We start from the raw sequence: 16030 nt of genomic DNA, 5'->3' as shown, positions 1-16030 counted from the left end.
TTTAATGGATGGGTGTTTATGAATGGTTATGTTAATGCCATTCATTGTGATGTTTTTTTGATAGCATAATACAATCTTTTTTTTCTATTTTTATCTTGTTAAAAATCATTCCCCCATAATAAACCCCATTAACCTGTGTCTTCACCAATAAATACCCACGAAACTTCTTAAACAGTTTCATATCTGGTTTAAAATCGGCCTGCCAGAACTGGTGCAAATGCCCTTGATACGTCAAGCCCTTGATGTCGTACAGGGCATTGCCCATCACTTTGAGTGGTTTGTTATGAATCAGCGCAGAGATCCCTGCCGTACTGTTAATCGTCACCACCGCTTTTGCGTGGCGTAATAATTCCGGCATCGGAAGATCGTGCACGTATATGACGCGCTCACCTAAGCCATATTCCTTACTCAACCGTTTAATTAATGGTCGATAGAGTCTGTGACCACGATCCATCGGATGATGTTTGATCACCAAATAACTTTCTTTCGGCGCTTTACGCGAAAATGAGTACATGACTTCATTAATATAGTCACGCACATCGTTATAATTGCTGTGGTTACGAATCTGGCTATCGTTATATACCTGCAAAACGGCAAGATAATAACGCTGATCCAGCTCGTTCATTAACCTCGGCAATACCTTACGCTGTGTTACCTTGTAAAGTTGCTTGCGCCAGTATGCGCGAACCCAGCAACGTGCCTCATACCAGGGGGAAAACGATTTGTGGTGGCGGTAGCGAGGGAATTCATGACGGTAATGCCAGCCCATCAGGTAATACCACATCGCATGGCCAATACGTTTCATCGTTGAAGGTTTTAAGTTCTCAACATGCGGCGCAGGCATATCTGGTAACTTACGATAAAAATCCGGATCGCGCGGTAGCGATGAATATGCGTTCACTCCGCCTTCTTCAACAGTAATAAATTGCGGGCGTAAATATCCTTCTTCAAATGCCAGAAAACGGATACCTTTCGACTTTGCCCAGCGTTTTGCTTCTTTATGCAATGGGCGGCAGTCGCCAAAGCAGAGGATAGTGTCAAAGTCATATTGCCGGTGGAGATCTCGCAACCATCCGGGAAACTCTTTCGGTGTCTGGTAGTAAGCCAGATAATGCCGATGGCGGCAGTAAAAACGATCCCCGCCGTTGAATACAACATTCACAGCGTTACGGCCTAATGACTCTAGCCACTCGGCGACATCACTGAAAAAGGGTCCCATCGGTCCCTGCAATAACAGATATTTTTTACCGGATAATAAAACGGTTAGTGCATTACCTTGCATAAATAATTTGCGTAATAGTCAACTGTGAAATTGTTTAGCCAAATCTGACCTTGCAGAACATAATTAATTTGCGGTAATAGCGTATTACTCGCCCCGCTTTTTTTCTGGTAATAAACATCGGCTTGCGCGGCGTCTGGATCAAAAATTCCGCCGCCTCTTCAACCGTAATAGGTTGTAGCCGTGTTGGGTGGATATAGGTTGGATAAACAATCAGCGCCTGATAGATCAAATCCGCTAACGTTAATTTTCGCTCGCGACGCGGGCAGCGATGTTCATCGACGGTTAAACCCCAACAGGCATAGAAGGGCAGGCCGTAACAATGTACGTGCTTGCCATGTAATAACGCTTCAAACCCCGACAGCGACGTCATGGTATGCACTTCATCTGCGCGCTGAATGCATTGAATAATATCTGCGTCCAGTGCCTGATAATCAGCAAGTTCAGCAATCTGTTCTGCCGGAATATCGCCCTTGCGATTCCCCACCAGTACATCCGGGTGCGGTTTATAAATAATGTAGGCGTGCGGATTACGCTCGCGTACTGTGCGTAATAACTCAAGGTTGCTCTTAATCGAGACAGTGCCTGTTTTAATAGAGGCATCGTCCTCTACCTGACCCGGCACCAGGATAACTGTTTTACCTTTGGCTTCGGCTGGTAGAGAGAAATCGGCTCCCAGGTTGTACTTACTCAGTTTGCTTTCAACCAGTCGCTGGCGTAATTTTTCAGCTCGCATCTTCTGCGCCAGCGTTAGCTGGCTATGATTCAGCAGCACTTCCAGATCGCTGGGGCGTGTGGCGTCATAGTAAATACCGCGTTTATCCAGCACCAGCGATAGCGGCGGCAGCAGGTCAGAGCCAAGTCCGGATGAACGCAGAAAACCATCTTCCATTCGCCATAATGGCAGTGAGTTTCGCTGCGCTTCGGCTCGCCATTGCTGTTCTCCTTTTACACCCCATACCACGCAGGCGCTCGCCGCAGTACAGCGACGTGAAAAACTTAACCGGTTTGTCGCCGTTCGTAAGAAAGGTTTCAGGATCGCCGACTTCCACAGCGTTAAGCCAGGCGCCCATAAATAGCCATTACGCTGTTGCAGATGTCGACGTTGTAATTGCAGCCATTGCAGCACGGTAAACAGATCGCTTACTGCTCCCGTTTGCGGATCGATATAGCAACAGTAACGCAGGTATGCAGCGGCAAAAAGTTCTTCCAGCGTGGCAGAACCGCGTCGGGCAGATAGCAAAGCGGACTGCGGATGACGATCGTCCGTTAAGCCCCAGCCTGCATACCAGGGCTGACCGAAGCATGTCACTGGTTTTCCTGCCAGCAAGGCTTCAAAGCCGTACTGGGAGGTCACGACGTAAACCCTGGAAACGTGTCGCAACAGCGACTGCGGACTGACATTCTCCGCAATCAAACGTATTCGTTGCGTGGCGCGCAGATCGGCGAAATAACCTGTTTTCTTTCCTTCCAGTACATCTGGGTGCACCTTCACCCAGATTGTCGCTTGAGGATTTTCCGCCATCGCGGCCTCCAGCATGGCGGCAAACTCATTCGGACCCGCATTACCATACGTCACTGACATATCATTAAATGTCTGATCGACAACCAGAACGATGTCTGAACGTTCTGACTCATCAGCCACAAACACCGGCGCCAGATTATATTTCGACAAATCTTCGGTCACGATGGTGTGCATCGCTTCTCTGGCCTGATCTGCCAATGCCGCATTTCCGGCTTTATCCTGTACCAGTTTCTCCAGCGCCGAAGGCTTGCTGGCATCGTAGTAAATGCCGCAATCATCCACCACCAAAGAAAGCGGTGGCGCGCCATTGACGCCAAGATCCAGCGAACGCACAAATCCATCTTCCAGACGGATGACCGGTTTTCCCGCTGCTTTGGCGATGGCGACTGGTTTCGCCGCGCTGGGGCGATGTCCCCACACGGCGATAGCATCAACTTCTTGCGGAACAGGGCGCAGCAGAGAAAGTTTCTGGCACGGTTGCGCCAGAAATTTCTCCAGATGTGGAATACGCCAGATGCCGGACGAGAAAATGCCAATCATGCGTTTTCAGCCAGTTCCTGTGCCATCAGGGTGCGCACTTTTTCAAGACATGCAGGGGTGTCAACGCCCGGACCGGTTGCGGCAACCTCAAACGTTCGAATGTTGATTCCCGCGTTCATTAACCGTAGCTGCTCCAGTGATTCCGCCTGCTCCGGCATGGACTCCGGTAACTGGCTGTAGTTTTTCAGCACATCGCGACGATAAGCGTAAATACCGATGTGTTTCAGATAGCGCGCTTTTTCAGCATTACGCGGATACGGAATCGGCGAACGGCTGAAATAAAGTGCATCATGGCGGGTATTCACAACCACTTTTACTGTGCTGGGCTCCGTCGCTTCTTCGGCAGAAATCGCGTGGCATAGCGTTGCCACCGGCAACGCGGGATCGTCACGCATTCCTTGCAGCAGCGTTTCTACATCCTGCGGGCGAATCATGGGTTCGTCGCCCTGCAGGTTAATGTAGATATCTGCCTCGACTTTATGCATCACTTCGACCAGCCGATCGGTGCCGGATTCATGATCGGTACGCGTCATGATGGCTTTCCCGCCAAACGCCTGCACGGCCTGTTCAACACGCTGATCGTCAGTTGCCACCCAAACTTCTGCGACGCCCGCCACCTGTAACGCACGCTCGTAAACATGCTGGATCATCGGTTTGCCAACAATATCGAGTAGCGGCTTACCCGGCAGGCGCGATGAGCCATAACGAGCCGGAATGACAATAACTGCTTTGCTGCTCATTTCAACTCCTTACAACGACAGAATCACTTTTGCACCCACCGCCAGCTGATAGAGGATGGTGGAAATACCACGGGTAACTTCAATGTTTTTCGATTCATATTTCGGCAGAACCATAATCTCATCGCCCGGCTTGAGTGAATCCACATCTTCCGCGTTGACGGCTGCACCATTCTGACGAATGACGATAATTCTGGCGTTACCCGATTTCTGCGTCAGGCCACCGCATTTCTCGATGTAATCCTCGGTGGTCATTCCCTTCTGCCAGCTCACCGCGTTCGGGAAAAGCACCTCGCCATGAACCATAACCAGCGATGTTTTCTCCGGAATATTGATGACGTCGCCATCTTCCAGCAGAACAGAATCAATATTGGACTCGTTGAGGATCACTTCACCTTTCGGAACCACGGTGCGCGCTTTCGCCACGAAGCGGCTGATCAGTTGCGCTTCCTGCATTCGCAGGCTGGCTTCTTCTTTGGTGGAGGACTGGGCAGAAAGTGACGCTTCCTCCAGCTTTTGCAGCGAGAGATTCAGCATCTCTTTCTGACGCTGAGCCACTGATGGGCGATAAAGCTGAACCGCGTTCATCTGCGACATGCTGTTCGGGCGGACTTTTTCCAGAACCGCACGCATGGTGGAACCATAAGGCAGTACCATGGCGTGTTCACCGGAGTGCGCGCCTTCAACCCGCACCTGAATGGTGCCAGCATAGCGGTCAGTGCTCACAATTAAGGTATCGCCGTTCTGCAACATACGGCCTGGCGCAGAACTGATCGGATAGTATTCGCTACGTTTTTGCAGCCCCTGTTTACGCATAATCGTAATGTGAGTCGCGCCAGGTTTAGGGCGCGCCCAGCTCAATGCTTCCGTTACGGGAATGCTGCTTTCGCGGAACTCAAAGTCGTAGCTGTTAAAGACATCGCCCTGAACGCTGAACGTATGTTGACGAGGCCCAACGATGATAGTGTCACCATCGGCGAACTGCGAAAGCCCCAGCTTACCGTTCAGCAGGAAGTCATACAGGTTGACGTTGGAGCGCACGCGGTTGCCGCGCTTGACCACAATATCAACGTAGCTCCCGCGCTCTGGATCAACGCCGCCAGCCTTGATCAGATAATTGAGTAACGAATCAGACGTCACGCCGCCGTACAGACCGGGATTACGCACAAAGCCGGTCACGTACACTTTTACTGGCTGCGCCTGTAATAAGGAGGCGTAGACGTTGACGTTGGACTGGTACACTTCCTTTACTTTTGATGTAACCAGAGTGTTCAACTGGCTATTGCTAACCCCGGCAACTTTCACTGGACCAACGTTTGGCAGAAAAATATTGCCTTTGGGATCAATCTGTAATGCACCATCAAAGGTGAACGCCCCCCATAAACGAACCTGAATGCTATCGCCCGGATTCAGAATATAGTCAGGGTTGAATCCCACTGTCGCACCGCTATCCGCGCTGGTGCCGTTGAAAAGTTGAGCACCAAACATACGGCTCATCACCACCGGCGGCGCTGGCGGTGGGGTATTGTCGAAGCCGCTCATGTTTTGCGTATCCGACTTCTGTCCGCTCAGAATACCGGGGAGTGGCGCTGCTCCTGTCAGGTTTGAGTCAGCGTTAATATCAATGGCCGCGCTGGCCTGCGCCGCGTGACAGGCGGCAATCAGTAAAATTGATTTAAATAATTTCATCACAAACTCATTCAGCGACAGCGTTAATCTCGGTGATCTTCAATAACAGCCAGCAACAGTTTCAGGGTGCCGAACAGCAGGCAGCACACCAGTAACCAACAGGCGATCAAATAAGGGATGTTTGGAAAAGACGATTCCTGCGGCAACTGTGGCGAACTGATAACCGACAGCACCTTGAGCTTACGAGCCGCTTCTACACGGGTCTTTTCAATGGAGGTCAGGGTCAGTTTGTACAGCTCGCTGTTGAACTCTACTTTTGATTTGATTTCTTCAAAATCCACCGCCATGCGGTTCAATTTGTCACCTTGTGGCGCCGTGATTTTGCTTTTTTCTTCATCGATTTGTGCCTGCAATGACTGAATCGCATTACGCGCACTTACCACTTGTGGTGCATCTTCACGCAGATATGTCAGCAAGTTACGCAGGTCTGCTTCCATCTGGATCTTCTGACCCATCAGCGTATTGACTAACGTGCTCGCCGCCTCCGCCTGGGCTTGTGGATCCAGAACGTTGTTGCTGTCCTGATAAGAGAGCAGTTCCGCTTTGCTGGCATCCAGACGCTGGCGCGCTTTTTCCATCTCGCTTTCTGCAAAGGCAAGCTGATCGCGCGCAATGCGATGCGACATCTCATTGATAAAGCGTTCTGACTCTTTCAACACGGTCTGGTTAAATTTAAGCGCAAACTCCGGGCTAAAGCCCTGCGTCTGAATATTCAGCAATCCGGTCTTATCGTCATACGAAACGTTGATACGATCCTTGTAGTACTTGAGGAAGCCTTCTGCGGTTTCATCCTTGCTAAGATGATTAAGAAAATCGAGCCCGCTGTGGCTAAACGCTTCACGGAAATTCAGTTGCTTATCCAGCGCCGCCAGCATATCCGGTGAGTTGATGTACTCTTTCAGATACAACGCATCTTCAGCGGAACTGGGGTTAGAGGCACCCAGAAGCAGACCAAAATTCAGGCTGCCGCTGTTTAAATCATCTGAGCGTTTAATGGCGACTTTCGACTCGCTCATATAGCGAGGCTGGCTGAAGATAGCCAGATAGATCAGCAGCACCGCCATCGGTGCCAGAATGATGATTTTCGCCAGGTGTTTTTGGATATCTGCCAGTGAGATGGCAGACAGACGAGCACGCATCCAGGATACGGCAGACTTCACTTTTATCAACATGTAACGATTATCAAAGTTTCAGTGGGGCGCAAACTCAATGAGAGACTAAACTCTCGCACCCCGTTGCTTAATTAGTCGAAAATGCGCACAAGGCCAGTGACTTTATTTGCCTTGTTGGTCACCAATAACGTTGAGACGCGGTGTTTTTGCATTTTTTCTTCCGCTTCAATGATCATGGTGTCTTCCGGTAGCGTCAGCGGTTCACGCGTCATCATCTGCGCAGCCGTGGCGGACGTCAGAGAATCCTCTTTTTCCATAAAGCGACGCAGGTCACCGTCGGTGATAATGCCCGCCAGCCCGCCTTCTGCGTCTTCTACCATCACCATTCCCTGGCATCCGCTGGTGATACGTTGAATCACAGTTTTAAATGACGCATCCAGTTGCACCGCAGGAACATCATGCTGCATGACATCCGCAACGCGGGTCAGCAGGCGACGGCCTAATGAACCGCCCGGGTGATAACGTGCAAAATCATTTGGCATAAATTTGCGCTGATGGATCATGGCAATAGCCAGCGCATCACCGATCGCCATAGTCAGCGTGGTGGACGTTGTTGGTGCAAGATTATTCGGGCAGGTTTCATTCGCCATGTGGAGTTCTAGCACGGCATCAGCATTTTTTGCCAGCGTGGAATTTCCATTATTGGTAATGGCGATAATTCGGTTGCCGAAATTTTTCAGTGAAGGAACCAGCTTGAGGATTTCATCCGTTTCGCCGCTGGCGGAAATAAGGATCAGGAGATCGTAGGGCGTAATCATACCCAGATCGCCATGGAATGCTTCTGCCGGATGAATAAAGAAACTCGGTGTACCGGTAGAGGCCAGCGTCGCTGACATTTTACGACCGACATGCCCTGATTTACCCATTCCCGAAAGAATAACGTGCCCTTTACAGTTCATTATCAAATTAAGGACACGCTGGTACTGCCCGGAATCCAGTTGTTTAGACAAGTTTTGTAATGCTGCGCCTTGTTCTGCCAGGGTCTGGCGAACAGAGGTAATTAAATATGGATCGATAGTACTGCTCTGGTCATCAGGTAAATGTCTTTCAGACATATCAGCTCCTTTGCACGGAAATAATGCCACAGTCACAACAAACCCGAACCCACAATAAATTATTGATATTAAATCAATTGGTTATAACGAAATATTTTTATGAATATAAAACCATGGTCAGCCCATGCGCTTATGCAGGGCTTATCACCTTCTTATTAAGTCGCAATGTCTCATGGGAGTGCGAAGATGCTGCAATATTACAGGCGAGAAGGGGGAACCAAATTTTGCCCACCTATTTAACACACCCCTACATTATGAACAAGGAATTTAGGATTTTTATCATTTATTAAAATGTTTCGCGCTTAACTATTAAGTCAAAAAACAATTTAGTAATTGATTGTTTCTTTGTAAAAAAAAGAACGTATGGCACTGTTATCAATGAATAAAACACGTCAGCAATGGCGATGATGTTTTGTGATTAACTATTTAAACCGGACATAATAAACAGATTGACAATTTCCCTGTAAAGCAGAAGAAAATAATAAAATTTTAGCGGTGACTATTAAATGACATGATAGTTATGGCGTTGATTATTTCTGGTGATGGATGCGGAATTAAGCCAGGCAGGATTGAATTTTGGCTATATCTATTTTTCAGGAGATTATTGCTAAATAAAAAATAACGATGGTGATTATCATTGATTGAGCTGGAGCCGCATATGCCAGCGAGTACTTCCGTCCGGAGCCTTCCTTAACTTCAGAGAAAGAGCCGATGGAAGAACAATCATCAGGCTCTTTTTGAGTTATACGTGCCGGTAAGGAGATGCCTCGTATGAAGGCGTTTCCGACAACCACCAGTCCACTCCAGACTCAGAGTGGTTTATTAATCGCGTCATAAAGATGGTTCAATGTTTTCAGGCGCTGCTTGTATGCTTTTGTCAGGCAGGTTATATCGCCACCACACTGGCGACGTTCAGCCAGCCATAGTACCTGTGAGTCATGCAGTTCCCCGGCGGCTCCCATCGCGTAAAGCCCATGAAGAAATTGATACTTAACGCTCATCTCCACATCCAAATCGTTCAGGCTATGTGATGAACAAATTGCTTTTTCATCCGCACTGCGGGACTGGCGGCAGTCAAAACTGGCTGCCGTGGCGGAGAAAGCAGGGAGAGTGATGATGAGAAATGCGGTAAGAATATTTTTCACTGGCCGATCTCCCCGGAACGAATAACGGGCCCCGGAGCCATGGTCAGGGTTTTATTTCTCAACAGCCTGAATCCCATCGCCTCTCCGGTTTTCACTGACAGTTCACAGGCGAAGTGAAAAGTCGTCCAGTTAATCCCTCTACGGTACTGACCATTACCTGTCAGCAGTGCAGGTGAGACCAGACGCTGCATATTATGTTTTCCCTGATCGAAAATAACCTTATCTACGTCGGTGTACCGCTTCTGTAGCTCTTTCAGAGCGAGTGGTCGGCAAATAAATTCGGCCACACGTTGAGCTTCTGTCCAGTTGGTATAGACAAAATTACGGTCATCTTTCCCTTTTACCTCGTGATTAATAACGTTATTCAGATGTTCTACCTGGGCAGGGTTCAACGTGACGTTCGCGGCAAATGCAAATCCGGTATACATACAGGATATTGCGGTAATTATAACCAAACGTTTAAAACTCATAAATACTCCGTTACGCATAAGTTTCTACATTTACTGTGCAATGACAATGTAAGATCCAGGAATAATTAACATGCTGCGCTGCATCAATTTTTTATGGTTAATCAGGTCATTCGGGTGTAGGCCTGAATATGCTGTAATGCAAATTTCAGCTTGCCTAAAATAAAATCTCTTTTCCAATATTGAGACCTGTGGATACGGGTATGACCTGATTGCCGGACAAGAATTTAATGTCAGAACACAGCGAATACTTATGAATTACTTAGGCAACATGGGCATAACTATCAGATAACAGTATCTGTGGCATAGGCGCGGGTAAGTCAGTGTTTTGCGCTATATATGGCCTGTCCATTAACAGATGCTGTGGTAAATAAAAAACAAAATAACATAATAAAAATATAATTAGGAATATTTATAAAGACGTTTTTAATCAATTGATATGGCTGCGATTATTTTTATTGTCAGGCAATTTTCCCATTATTTTTTATTCTCAATATGTTGATCTGCATTGCTTTTTTCATTTCCACATTGCCTTAGCATCGAGTTAATGAAGTATTGTGATTAATTTGACTTTAATTGAATTACGAGAGGGAACTATGAGTGACAGCTTCCAGCGGGAGATACCGAAAGCCCGTATTAATCTGAAATTAGATCTGCACACCGGGGGAGCAAGTAAGAAAACAGAATTACCCCTGAAGTTACTGGTTGCGGGTGATTTTAGTAATGGTCAGGAATCCGCGCCATTATCTGAACGTAAAAAAGTTAATCTTAACAAAAATAATTTTGATGCGGTTCTTTCTGAATATTCCCCAAAAGTAAATCTTATCGTTAATAACACACTTGCTGATGACGGTAGTGAAGACAGCATCAGGTTGACATTCCAGAGCATAAAGGATTTCTCCCCGGAACAGGTCTCCCGACAAATACCACAGCTAAAAGCCATGCTTTCCATGCGTAATTTACTTCGTGATTTAAAAGCGAACCTTCTGGATAACCAGACTTTCCGTAAAGAACTGGAAAACATTTTGCTGGACCCGGCATTAAGTGCAGAACTCAGAGCAGAACTATCAGCTCTGGCACCTAAACAGCCGTAACGGTCACGATGATTTAACGGATTAATAAGGAAAATGTTGATGTCTGTAAAAAATGAGAATGCTGGTGGCGAGAGTGTGGTGCTTGAACGTCCTGCTGCTGCTGGAGTTTATGCTTCCCTGTTTGAAAAAATTAATCTCAGTCCGGTCTCTGAGCTGAGTTCTCTGGATATCTGGCAGGACGCACAGGCGATGTCGGATGCCACTGCGGATGAACGTTTAACGGCCGGGATGCAGGTGTTCCTGGAGTGTCTGACAAAATCGGGATCGAAAGTCGAAAAGCTCGACAAAAATCTGATTGACCACCATATCGCTGAACTGGATTTCCAGATCAGCCGTCAGCTTGATGCCGTTATGCATCATGAGGACTTTCAGGCGGTAGAAAGTCTGTGGCGCGGCGTGAAATCGCTGGTTGATAAAACCGATTTCCGCCAGAACGTGAAAATTGAACTGCTGGATATATCTAAAGAAGACCTGCGTCAGGACTTTGAAGATAGCCCGGAAATTATCCAGAGTGGTTTGTACAAACATACCTACATTGATGAGTACGACACGCCGGGAGGCGAGCCGATTGCCGCGCTGATTTCCGCTTATGAGTTTGATGCATCTGCGCAGGACGTGGCGCTGATGCGTAATTTATCAAAAGTGTCCGCAGCGGCTCATATGCCATTTATCGGTTCTGCAGGTCCGAAATTTTTCCTGAAAGAGTCAATGGAAGACGTTGCGGCCATCAAAGATATCGGTAACTACTTTGACCGCGCCGAGTACATTAAATGGAAAAGTTTCAGGGATACGGACGATTCCCGTTATCTGGGGCTGGTTATGCCACGCGTGCTGGGTCGCCTGCCGTATGGCCCGGACACTGTACCGGTGCGTAGTTTTAATTATGTTGAAGAGGTGAAAGGCCCGGATCACGATAAATACCTGTGGACCAATGCCACCTTTGCTTTTGCGGCCAACATGGTGAAAAGCTTCATCAATAACGGTTGGTGTGTACAAATCCGTGGTCCACAGGCGGGTGGTGCGGTGCAGGATCTGCCAATTCACCTGTATGATCTTGGCACCGGCAACCAGGTAAAAATCCCCTCAGAGGTGATGATCCCGGAAACCCGCGAGTTCGAGTTCGCGAATCTTGGTTTCATTCCCCTGTCGTACTACAAAAATCGCGATTATGCGTGTTTCTTCTCGGCGAACTCCACGCAAAAACCCGCTCTCTACGATACTGCGGATGCCACTGCCAACAGCCGCATCAATGCGCGTCTGCCTTACATCTTCCTGCTGTCGCGCATCGCTCATTATCTGAAGCTGATTCAACGTGAAAACATTGGCACCACCAAGGATCGCCGGTTGCTGGAACTGGAGCTTAACACCTGGGTTCGTGGTCTTGTGACTGAAATGACCGACCCGGGCGATGAGTTGCAGGCATCTCACCCGCTGCGTGATGCGAAAGTTGTGGTGGAAGACATTGATGATAATCCGGGCTTCTTCCGCGTGAAACTCTACGCCGTACCGCACTTTCAGGTGGAAGGGATGGATATCAATCTCTCACTGGTTTCCCAGATGCCGAAAGCCAAGTCGTAAGGCGAGGGGAAATCAGGGATGAAAATTTTTCGCCCACTTTGGGAGGATGGGGCCGCGCTGGCCCCACAACAGTTCCAGCAGCAGGCTCGCTGGGACGAACATATTGCCGACACTGTTGCAGGAATGGGAATTTCCCATCCCTGGGGCGTGGTGAATGCTGAATTCGATACCGCAGCCCTTGTATTGTCACGCCTGAATGCTACCCGTCTGGTGGTACGTTTTCAGGACGGCACGATGGTTGATACTGACCTGGCGGATAATCTTCCACCGGTCTGTGATTTATCCGTCGCAAACGGCTCTGAGGTTGTTGAAGTCGTTGTGGCGCTGCCGTTGCTGAGTGCCAGTGGTGGCAATCTGGATAATGGTCAGGACAGTGAGCGCCCGCGTCGCTGGAAATCTGAACGCGTAGTGGTTCAGGAGCTTGCCGGGCATGAAAGTGGTGAACTGGCCATTTTGCGTAATGCCGTCACGCTTCGTTTATCTACGCAGGAAAATACCGCTTACCTGACCTGTCCGGTGGCTCGTCTGGCACGTAATGCGCAGGGACAGTGGAATCGTGATCCGTCTTTTATCCCACCGATGCTCTCGATTGCGGCAAGCCCTTTGCTTGTGGCTGAACTGAGCGATCTGTTGGTTCGTCTGCAGGCACGACGTAAGCGTCTGATGGCGATGCGTCGAGAAAGCAACGAGCGTCTGGCCGATTTTGCGGTGGCTGATGTTTCTCTGTTCTGGCTACTCAATGCCCTGAATAGCGCCGAGCCCGTGCTGACCGAACTGATGCAGACTCCGGGACGCCACCCGGAGTTGCTCTACCGTGAATTGACCCGCCTGGCAGGCAGCCTGCTGACGTTTTCACTGGAGCACGATGCCAGTGATATTCCTGTTTATCAGCATGATACGCCTGAACGAGTGTTCCCGCCGTTGCTGGCTCTGCTCGATAAATTGCTGGAAGCCAGTCTGCCCTCCCGGGTTATCAGTATTCAACTGGATCATGCCGATCAGTTCTGGAAAGGATCGCTGCATGATGCCCGCTTGCGTGAAGGGGCTGATTTCTATCTTTCCGTTCGCTCCTCCATGCCGAATCACGAACTGCAAGTGAAATTCCCGCAGCTTTGTAAGGCAGGCAGTCTCGATGACGTTTCAGATGTCGTGAACGTGGCGCTGAGTGGCATGGTTATAAAACCACTCAGCCATGTGCCTGCGGCGATCCCTCTGCGCCTTGAAAACCAGTTCTTCTCTCTGGATCTGAGTACCGATGCGGCGCGGGCGATGCTGGAGGCGGGTAGCTGTACCTTTTACACCCCGTGCTCACTGGGGGAGGTGAAACTTGAACTGTTTGCGGTGTTACGCGCATGAATAATTCCAGTCTCAGCCAGATTGAACAGATTTTCTATCCAGGCTGGTTGATGGCCAGCCAGCTACGCGGCGGGCAAGAAGTTCGGGACGGGGAAGGGCTTTATCGCCGGGCCTGTCGTCTGGTTCAGGAAGCGCGCAAATCGCTTTCGGATGCGGGCTACAGTGATAGCAGCCAGGAGCACATGGTATACGCGCTGTGCGCCTTGCTGGATGAAAGCGTTCTCAATCGCGGCACTTCTGACGATGGTTATCTGGCCTGGCGCCGTGATCCGTTGCAGGCTCATTTCTTCGGTACTTTGAACGCAGGTGAGGTGTTATGGGAGCGTATCCGCAACCTGTTGAAAGAGTCCGCACCGGACATGGCCGTGCTGACCTGTATGTATCGTACTTTACAACTGGGATTTGTTGGACAGTACCGGGCGCAGAACGACGAACGTCGTGAAGACGTGGTGCGTGCGCTGGGGGAACGAGTGCCCGCTTTTACGCTTGCTCAGGATGCGCCGATTGTCGCCAGGGTATCCAGTCTGCGCAGCGGTCGCCGACTGTACTGGCTTTCCTGGATTATCGGGGCGGCAGTACTGGCTGCGCTGTGGTACTTCTTCTCTTCCTCACTCACCGAACTGGTGAGTCAGACGGTCAGGCCGGGGTAAAGGATGCGTGATGTTTACCGGAGTCTGTTAACCGTCCTGGCGGGCGTACTGGCACTGTGGCTTATCCTGGGATTCTGGTCACCGTCGGTCGGGAGCCGTGTGGCATTCAGCCTGCTAATTATTTTGGTCTGTGGGGGAATGCTCTGGCGTCAGTATCGGACATCACTGATACGGGCACCGGCGCTCAGAGATATTGTGGGTGAGTCTCTGCCACCGGAAGATTTTCAGGGTGCAGTCATTCTGGTGTGTGGCGATAACAGCGCATTATTTGCGGAGGGGACACGGCATCGTGAAACCCGTCAGGGCTGGTATCTGTGGGTAAAAGATGCAGAGCAGTTGCCATTGTTGGCTCAACACCTGAGTCAGATTCGTCCGGCTCTGGTGTCACAGATCTCGATATTGTTGGCTATCTTACCCGAACGCCACACCTCGGATGCGGAGTTAACCCAGAGTCTGCGTGGCTGGCAGCGTGCTGTTGCGCAATGCCATATCTCACTTGGTCAACTCCCGCCGCAGTGGATCGTTATCTGGCTGTCACCGCCAGTCGCTTGTGTTGATGCTGAGCCGGTCTGGTTTACCACTGTCAGCCAACGGGCAGGACTCCAGGTATATCAACCCGGTCAGGGGAATTTGTCACTGACCGACTGGGCTCAAGAAACAACTTCGGGTGAGTGGCTGTCCCGCCTGAGCCAGGTGCTATGGCTGGACAGTGGACTTGCCTGGCTGAATACCGCAGTTAACAGTCTGCTGTCGGAGCGTCAGGGAGAACTGCCAGCTCTGAAGCCCTGTATACAAGGGCTGTGCATGGCTCCCGTGAGCGGTCTCGCCGGGAACCTCTGGCAACAACACATTGCCTCTGTTACTGCGCTGCCGCCTGATACGGTGGAGAGCGGTGAGCTTTTGCCGTTGCCTGAACAGCTGCTGTCGGCGCTGCCGCGTCGTCGTGGCGTCAGTCGTCGGATGGTGTTCTGGCGCTATGCCGGGCTGCTGGGGGGCATTTTTCTTGCACTGGCGATGCTGGCGTCCTGGGTTAACAACCAGCGTCTGATCCGCAATGTCGGCGGCCATCTTGCCTTATACCACCGTCTCTCCGACACCCCTCTCACGCCTAAACTCCAGGCACAGCAGCGTCTGCGCGCTGATGGCGCACTGCTGGAGGACTGGCAGCGACGCGGTGAACCTCTGCGTTATCGCCTCGGGTTATATCAGGGGTCGCGTCTGATACCTGCTGTTGAAGCCGCCGTGAATGACCTGCCGCTACCACCATCACTATCACCGTCACCGCAGACGGTTATCAAAAAAATCGTACAGGAGCCGAAGACTATCCGCCTTGACAGCATGTCGCTGTTCGATTCCGGCAAATCGGCGCTGAAAGCCGGGTCCACCAAAATGCTGATTAATTCGCTGGTGGGCGTCAAGGCAAGGCCTGGCTGGCTGATTGTGGTCGCCGGTCACACAGATAACACCGGCAACGCACAACGAAATCAGACGCTTTCTCAGAAACGTGCCGAAGCGGTGCGCGACTGGATGCATGACACCGGTGACGTGCCGGAAAGCTGTTTTGCGGTGCAGGGCTATGGTGCAAGTCGCCCGCTCGCAACCAATGACACCCCGGAAGGCCGTGCGCTAAACCGCCGTGTCGAAATCAGTCTGGTATCGCAGGCTAATGCCTGTCAGATACCGGGTCACACCCTGGCGTCATCGCAGGATGATGGCGCATCACAACATAATAGAGAGTAATTC

General features: G+C 50.1%; 13 protein-coding genes. 5 read left to right on the top strand and 8 right to left on the bottom strand.

Features of this window, described 5'->3' with window-relative positions:
- Positions 1 to 31: 31 nt before the first annotated feature.
- The 8 genes from WES_RS03805 to WES_RS03840 form a co-directional block, all read right to left on the bottom strand.
- Positions 32 to 1282 carry a capsule biosynthesis protein gene (locus tag WES_RS03805; RefSeq protein ID WP_016159827.1) on the bottom strand — a complete coding sequence of 417 codons (1251 nt, stop codon included), beginning with the start codon at positions 1280 to 1282 and terminating at the stop codon, positions 32 to 34.
- 34 nt (positions 1283 to 1316) lie between these two features.
- Positions 1317 to 3344 carry a capsular polysaccharide biosynthesis protein gene (locus tag WES_RS03810; protein WP_016159828.1) on the bottom strand — a complete coding sequence of 676 codons (2028 nt, stop codon included), beginning with the start codon at positions 3342 to 3344 and terminating at the stop codon, positions 1317 to 1319.
- Positions 3341 to 4084 carry a 3-deoxy-manno-octulosonate cytidylyltransferase gene (gene kdsB / locus WES_RS03815; protein WP_016159829.1) on the bottom strand — a complete coding sequence of 248 codons (744 nt, stop codon included), beginning with the start codon at positions 4082 to 4084 and terminating at the stop codon, positions 3341 to 3343. The genes WES_RS03810 and kdsB overlap by 4 nt, the downstream gene beginning before the upstream one ends.
- A 9-nt stretch (positions 4085 to 4093) precedes the next feature.
- Positions 4094 to 5770, bottom strand: a complete 1677-nt coding sequence (locus tag WES_RS03820; RefSeq protein WP_016159830.1) for a polysaccharide biosynthesis/export family protein — start codon at positions 5768 to 5770, stop codon at positions 4094 to 4096.
- Between the two features lie 23 nt (positions 5771 to 5793).
- Positions 5794 to 6942, bottom strand: a complete 1149-nt coding sequence (locus tag WES_RS03825; RefSeq protein ID WP_000905918.1) for a capsule polysaccharide export inner-membrane protein kpsE — start codon at positions 6940 to 6942, stop codon at positions 5794 to 5796.
- A 71-nt stretch (positions 6943 to 7013) separates the two neighbouring features.
- Positions 7014 to 7997, bottom strand: a complete 984-nt coding sequence (locus WES_RS03830; RefSeq protein ID WP_001298261.1) for a KpsF/GutQ family sugar-phosphate isomerase — start codon at positions 7995 to 7997, stop codon at positions 7014 to 7016.
- Positions 7998 to 8806: 809 nt separating this feature from the next.
- The gene (locus WES_RS03835; protein ID WP_000789900.1) at positions 8807 to 9142 is read right to left on the bottom strand and encodes a lysozyme inhibitor LprI family protein; all 336 of its coding nucleotides are present in this window, start codon (positions 9140 to 9142) and stop codon (positions 8807 to 8809) included.
- A complete protein-coding gene (locus tag WES_RS03840) occupies positions 9139 to 9612 on the bottom strand; it encodes a hypothetical protein (protein WP_016159831.1) in 474 nt (157 codons plus the stop codon). Before WES_RS03840 ends, WES_RS03835 begins: the two co-directional genes overlap by 4 nt.
- 593 nt (positions 9613 to 10205) lie before the next feature.
- On the opposite strand from WES_RS03840, the gene tssB reads away from it, so the two are divergent.
- From tssB to WES_RS03865, 5 genes are read left to right on the top strand one after another with little or no spacing between them, the layout of a single operon-like run.
- Positions 10206 to 10703: a type VI secretion system contractile sheath small subunit gene (gene tssB, locus WES_RS03845; RefSeq protein ID WP_001283990.1), complete on the top strand. Its 498-nt coding sequence runs from the start codon at positions 10206 to 10208 to the stop codon at positions 10701 to 10703.
- A 33-nt stretch (positions 10704 to 10736) separates the two neighbouring features.
- Positions 10737 to 12281 (top strand): type VI secretion system contractile sheath large subunit, encoded by a 1545-nt coding sequence (tssC, locus tag WES_RS03850; RefSeq protein WP_000930189.1) that lies wholly within the window; start codon positions 10737 to 10739, stop codon positions 12279 to 12281.
- Between the two features lie 18 nt (positions 12282 to 12299).
- On the top strand, positions 12300 to 13637 hold the full coding sequence (tssK, locus tag WES_RS03855) for a type VI secretion system baseplate subunit TssK (RefSeq protein WP_000689244.1): 1338 nt from the start codon (positions 12300 to 12302) through the stop codon (positions 13635 to 13637).
- Entirely contained in the window at positions 13634 to 14287 is a 654-nt protein-coding gene (gene tssL, locus WES_RS03860) for a type VI secretion system protein TssL, short form (protein WP_001066085.1), read from the top strand. Before tssK ends, tssL begins: the two co-directional genes overlap by 4 nt.
- Positions 14288 to 14290: 3 nt before the next feature.
- On the top strand, positions 14291 to 16027 hold the full coding sequence (locus WES_RS03865; protein ID WP_016159832.1) for an OmpA family protein: 1737 nt from the start codon (positions 14291 to 14293) through the stop codon (positions 16025 to 16027).
- Positions 16028 to 16030 lie beyond the last annotated feature (3 nt).

The organism is Escherichia sp. KTE31, from assembly GCF_000407925.1.
GTDB lineage: Bacteria > Pseudomonadota > Gammaproteobacteria > Enterobacterales > Enterobacteriaceae > Escherichia > Escherichia ruysiae.
Note: the sequence above shows the minus strand (reverse complement) of the source record. Positions and strands in the feature narration are given on the sequence as shown.

Excerpts from the sequence above, each read along its gene's own strand:
- WES_RS03805 (WP_016159827.1), bottom strand. The coding sequence starts at position 1,282 with ATGCAAGGTAATGCACTAACCGTTTTATTATCCGGTAAAAAATATCTG.
- WES_RS03810 (WP_016159828.1), bottom strand. The coding sequence starts at position 3,344 with ATGATTGGCATTTTCTCGTCCGGCATCTGGCGTATTCCACATCTGGAG.
- kdsB (WP_016159829.1), bottom strand. The coding sequence starts at position 4,084 with ATGAGCAGCAAAGCAGTTATTGTCATTCCGGCTCGTTATGGCTCATCG.
- WES_RS03820 (WP_016159830.1), bottom strand. The coding sequence starts at position 5,770 with ATGAAATTATTTAAATCAATTTTACTGATTGCCGCCTGTCACGCGGCG.
- WES_RS03825 (WP_000905918.1), bottom strand. The coding sequence starts at position 6,942 with ATGTTGATAAAAGTGAAGTCTGCCGTATCCTGGATGCGTGCTCGTCTG.
- WES_RS03830 (WP_001298261.1), bottom strand. The coding sequence starts at position 7,997 with ATGTCTGAAAGACATTTACCTGATGACCAGAGCAGTACTATCGATCCA.
- WES_RS03840 (WP_016159831.1), bottom strand. The coding sequence starts at position 9,612 with ATGAGTTTTAAACGTTTGGTTATAATTACCGCAATATCCTGTATGTAT.
- tssB (WP_001283990.1), top strand. The coding sequence starts at position 10,206 with ATGAGTGACAGCTTCCAGCGGGAGATACCGAAAGCCCGTATTAATCTG.
- tssC (WP_000930189.1), top strand. The coding sequence starts at position 10,737 with ATGTTGATGTCTGTAAAAAATGAGAATGCTGGTGGCGAGAGTGTGGTG.
- tssK (WP_000689244.1), top strand. The coding sequence starts at position 12,300 with ATGAAAATTTTTCGCCCACTTTGGGAGGATGGGGCCGCGCTGGCCCCA.
- tssL (WP_001066085.1), top strand. The coding sequence starts at position 13,634 with ATGAATAATTCCAGTCTCAGCCAGATTGAACAGATTTTCTATCCAGGC.
- WES_RS03865 (WP_016159832.1), top strand. The coding sequence starts at position 14,291 with ATGCGTGATGTTTACCGGAGTCTGTTAACCGTCCTGGCGGGCGTACTG.